This is a genomic window from Kitasatospora sp. NPDC057512 (assembly GCF_042802135.1).
GTDB lineage: Bacteria > Actinomycetota > Actinomycetes > Streptomycetales > Streptomycetaceae > Kitasatospora.
In genome coordinates this window covers 1-4,663 of sequence record NZ_JBHVET010000687.1, presented here as the reverse complement: position 1 = coordinate 4,663, position 4,663 = coordinate 1, and the positions used below count along the sequence as shown (strand labels likewise).

Annotated in this window: 4 protein-coding genes and 1 tRNA gene; 4 read left to right on the top strand and 1 reads right to left on the bottom strand. The window is 74.1% G+C overall.

The genetic code is table 11. The features are described from left to right. Nucleotides 1-150 precede the first annotated feature (150 nt). From ACFU6K_RS31930 to ACFU6K_RS31920, 3 genes are all read left to right on the top strand, one after another. Nucleotides 151-1,776, top strand: coding sequence for an MFS transporter (locus ACFU6K_RS31930; RefSeq protein WP_380668956.1), 1,626 nt, complete (start codon nucleotides 151-153; stop codon nucleotides 1,774-1,776). Nucleotides 1,777-1,856: 80 nt separating this feature from the next. Then, nucleotides 1,857-2,789: a carbohydrate kinase family protein gene (locus ACFU6K_RS31925; protein WP_380668954.1), complete on the top strand. Its 933-nt coding sequence runs from the start codon at nucleotides 1,857-1,859 to the stop codon at nucleotides 2,787-2,789. Nucleotides 2,790-2,897: 108 nt separating this feature from the next. Further along, complete coding sequence (locus ACFU6K_RS31920) at nucleotides 2,898-3,875, top strand: trypsin-like serine peptidase (RefSeq protein WP_380668952.1); 978 nt, start codon at nucleotides 2,898-2,900, stop codon at nucleotides 3,873-3,875. Nucleotides 3,876-4,005: 130 nt separating this feature from the next. Here the strand turns inward: ACFU6K_RS31920 and ACFU6K_RS31915 are convergent. Continuing rightward, a tRNA-Arg gene (locus ACFU6K_RS31915) sits at nucleotides 4,006-4,077 on the bottom strand. Nucleotides 4,078-4,287: 210 nt separating this feature from the next. Between ACFU6K_RS31915 and ACFU6K_RS31910 the strand changes: the two genes are divergently transcribed. Continuing rightward, nucleotides 4,288-4,663 (top strand): response regulator (locus ACFU6K_RS31910; protein WP_380668958.1); only part of this gene is annotated, 376 nt, incomplete at its 3' end.

The following is a 4,663-nucleotide window of genomic DNA, read 5'->3' as shown; positions in this document are numbered from 1 at the left end:
CCCCGGGACTCGGTCCGTCGTCCCGGGGGCCTGGTCCTTTTGTCCCGAAGGTCTGATTTGGTGAGATTTTTCCTTGCCATCCGTCCGGAGCGGAGTTTGGCTGGAAGGCGACTGCGTGACCTCTCCGCCCCACTCCGGAAGGCTCGATCAGTGACTGCGCGAACCGTCGCCGGTCATGAGGACGCGGACCGCCGCCGCTGGTGGGCGCTGGCCGTCATCGCCACCGCCCAACTCATGATCGTGCTCGACATCACCATCGTGAACATCGCACTGCCGTCCGCCCAACGGGACCTGGGCATCTCGGACGCCGACCGGCAGTGGGTGATCACCGCCTACACGCTGGCCTTCGGCGGCCTGCTGCTGCTCGGCGGCCGACTGGGCGACCTCTTCGGCCGCAAGCGCGTCTTCACCGTCGGCCTGCTGGGCTTCGCCCTCGCCTCCGCCCTCGGCGGCGCGGCGGTCAGCCCCGCCATGCTCTTCGGCGCCCGCGCCCTCCAGGGCGCGTTCGGCGCCCTGCTCGCCCCCTCCGCGCTCGGGCTGCTCTCCACCACCTTCTCCGATCCGCGGGAACGCAGTACGGCCTTCGGCATCTTCGGCGCGATCGCCGGCGGCGGCTCCGCGATCGGCTTCATCGCCGGCGGCCTGCTGACCGAGTACCTGGACTGGCGCTGGTGCCTGTTCGTCAACGTGCCGATCGCCGCCGTCACCGCCTTCGCGGCCTTCAGCGTGCTGCGGCGCGACCACGTCGGGAAGGGCCGCCGGCTGCGGCTGGACCTGCCCGGGGCGCTGCTCGGCTGCGGCGGCCTGCTGGCGATCGTCTACGGCACCTCCGAGGCCGTGACCCGGGGCTGGGGCGACGGCCTGGTGCTCGGCCCGCTGGTGCTGGGCGTGGCGCTGCTCGCGGCGTTCGTCCTGGTCGAACGGCGCACCGCGCACCCGCTGCTGCCGCTGCACATCGTCGCCGACCGCAACCGCGGCGGCGGCGCGCTCTCGGTGGGCCTGGCGATGGTCGGCATGTTCGGCACGTTCCTGTTCCTGACCTACTACCTCCAGGCCATCAAGCACTTCTCGCCGATCGTGTCGGGCCTGTCCTTCCTGCCCATGACGGTCGCCATCGTGCTGAGTTCGACGGGCTTCGCGGCCCGGCTGATGACCAGGGTGCCGTCCCGGAACCTGATCGGCCCGGGCCTGGTGCTCGCCGCGGGCGGCATGGCCTGGCTGACCCAGATGCGGGTGGACAGCCCGTGGGCCGCCATGGTGCTGCCCGCCGAGCTGCTGATCGGCTTCGGCATGGGCCTGGTGTTCATGCCGGCCATGAGCCTGGCCACCCTCGGGGTCGCCCCGAACGAGGCCGGAGCGGCCTCGGCCACCATCAACTCGGCGCAGCAGGTGGGCGGTTCGGTCGGCACCGCGCTGCTGAACACGGTCGCCGCGAGCGCCACCGCGAGCTTCCTGGCCACCCGGATCGCCGCCGACCCGGCGGTGCGCGCCCAGGGCGCGGTGCACGGCTACGTCGTCGCGACCTGGGTGGCGATGGGCGTCCTGCTGGCGGCCGCGCTGGTCGCGGTGCTGATGATCGACCACCGGCCGGCGCCGGGCGAGGCCACCGCCGTCGAGGGCGGGGCGGAGGCGGCGGCCGCCGTACGGGCGGCGGACGGGCGGCCGAGCCCGCGGGCCGTCGCCCGGGCCGACGTCAGGGCGAACGTCAGGGCGAACGTCGAGGCCGGGGCCGAGGTCCGGGCCGAAGCGGGGCCGGAGCGACCACCGGCCGATTGAAATTTGCAGCAAGTCCTTGCAGTCAACCTCCGGCGCCTGCTTGACTCCTGGGACCACCCAGGGACCAAGGAGGCGCCGCCGTGCCGCCCGAGACCGTGCCGTCCGGCACCACAGCGCCGGAGTTCGACCTGCTCGTCGTCGGCGGCAGCGGCGTGGACACCATCGTCCGGGTCGAGCGGCTGGAACTCCCGCCCGGCGACTCGCGGTTCGTCGAGCCGGTGCGGGACTACGTCGGCCACACCGGCAACGGCGTCGCCCTCGGTGCTCACCACCTCGGCCTGCGCACCGCGTTCATCGACTTCCTCGGCGACGACCCCCAGGGCGACCTGGTCCGCGCCCACTACGCGCGCCACGGACTGCACTTCGCCCACCTGGTGAGCCCGTACGGCACCCCGCGCGGGGTCAACCTGGTGGACCGGGCCGGCCGCCGGTTCTCCTTCTTCGACGGCCGCCACCCCGCCGACCTGCGGCTGCCGCGCGACTTCACCCTGCCGTACGCCGAGCGCAGCCGGCACGTCCACCTGTCCATCACCGGCGTCAACCGGGACCTGTACGGCGACCTCCACCGTCTCGGCCGCACCACCTCCACCGACCTGCACGACTGGGACGGCGCCGACCCGCACCACCGCGACTACGCGCTCGGCTCCGACCTGGTCTTCCTCTCGGTGGCCGGCTGCCGCGGCCGGCACGAGGAGGTGATGCGCGCGATCCTCGCCGAGGGGCGCGCGCGGCTGGTCGTCGCCACCGCCGGCGCCGAGGGCTGCCACCTGCTCACCCGGGACGACCCCGCGCCGCGCCACCTGCCGGCCGTCGACCCGGGCCGTCCGGTGGTGGACACCAACGGCGCCGGGGACGCCTTCGTGTCCGGCTTCCTGTACGCCTGGTTCCGGGGCCGCCCGCCGCTGGACTGCGCCCGGGCCGGTACGGTGGCCGGGGCCTTCGCCTGCACCGCCGCCGGGACGCACACCGCCTTCGTCGGAGCCGCAGAACTGGACGCGGTGCTGACGCGCTGACGGCGTTTCTCATCGAGCTCCCAGGAGCCGGTCACGCCCTTTCCAGGCTGAGGCGCCATAGTCGTTCACCGAACGACGCCACCGACCGCCCCGGCAGGAGAGACAGGCATGGGCAAGCACCGCCGCGAGGGTTCGCGCCGCCGCAGACTCCTGGCCCCGTCCCTGTTCACCGCGCTGTCCGCGGTGGCGGTCGCCGCCGTGCTGACCGGGACGCACGGACTGGACCTGTCCGACACGACGGCCGCCGGGAAGGCGGCCCGCAGCACCCGTGCCGCCGTGCCCGTCCCGGCCGCCGACCCGGCGGGGGTCGCCCCGCCCGCCCCGGTCGCGGTCCCCACGCCCTCGGCGACCCCGACCGCCGACCCGACGGCCACCGCGACGGCCACTCCCGCCGCCGCCCCCGTCGCCCCGGCCGGCACCGCCGCCGACGTCGCGCTCGGCACCACAGCCCCGGCCCCGGCCGGCGACCGCGAGACCGGGACCGTCGGCGCGCTGTTCAGCGGCACGCCGACGGCCGGCGACCACTTCTGCACCGCCAGCGTGCTGCACAGCGCCACCGGCAACCTGCTGCTGACCGCCGCGCACTGCCTCGGCACCACCGACGGCGTCACCTTCGCCCCCGGCTACCGCGACGGCTCCGCCCCGTACGGCACCTGGCGGGTGACCGCGATCCACACCACCGCGGGCTGGGCCCAGAAGGGCGACGAGGACGAGGACTTCGCGATCCTGGAGACCGCCCCCAACAACGGCCGCAACGTCGAGGACGTGGTCGGCGGCAACCGGCTGGGCATCGACGAGCCGTTCGGCGCCACCGTCCGCCTCTACGGCTACCCCGCCGACGCCGAGACGCCCGTCCTGTGCACCAACACCACCGGGCAGCAGAGCGCCTACCAGCGGGTCGTCCACTGCCCGGCCTACCCGGGCGGCACCAGCGGCGGCCCGTGGATCAACACCGCCACCGGCGACGTGATCGGTGCGATCGGCGGCTACCAGCAGGGCGGCGACAGCGACGACATCTCGTACAGCGCCCTCTTCGACCACACCATCGCGGACCTGTACGCCCAGGCCGAGGCGGTCGCCTCCTGAGGCACCGGGGCCCGGACCCGGCCCCACTCGGGCCCGGACCCGGGCCCCGGGCAGGCGTCCGAACACGACGAAGGCCCAGATCCGTGGATCAACTCCACTGGTCTGGGCCTCACTTGCACTTCCTGCGAAGTGCCCCCGGTAGGATTCGAACCTACGCACCCGCCTCCGGAGGGCGGTGCTCTATCCCCTGAGCTACGGGGGCCTACTGGCCTGTCGGCCGCTCTCGCTTCCGACGTGAGAACAGTACCAGGCTCCGGCCGTGGTCCGTGCACGGGTTTCCCCGAAGATCGTCAGACCTCCGGACCGACCCCCGGACCGGGCCGCGTGCCGGGTCGGGGGCGGGCGCGGGCGGAAGTGCCCAAAGGCCGGACGGGGCGGCGGGGCCGCCGATACCCTCGGTGAGGTGTCGGGAGTGTCCGGGCGGGTCCTCGTGGTGGACGACAGCGAGGTGATCCGCCAGCTGATCAGGGTCAACCTGGAGCTCGAAGGCTTCGAGGTGGTGACCGCCGCCGACGGCGCCGAGTGCCTGGAGGTCGTCCGCCGGGTGCGGCCCGACGTGGTGACGCTGGACGTGGTGATGCCGAGGCTGGACGGCCTGCGGACGGCGGCCCGGCTGCGCGCGACCCCGGACACCAGCCGGCTGCCGATCGCGATCGTGAGCGCCTGCACCCCGGCGGATCTCGACCTGGGGGCGACGGTCGGGGTGGACGGCTACCTCGGCAAGCCCTTCGACCCGGCCGACCTGGTGGCCCTGGTCCGGCGCCTGATGGGGCTCGCGGAGCAGTCCC

Bases quoted from the DNA above. Each gene is read 5' to 3' on its own strand.
- ACFU6K_RS31920 (WP_380668952.1), top strand. From the start codon at position 2,898: ATGGGCAAGCACCGCCGCGAGGGTTCGCGCCGCCGCAGACTCCTGGCC.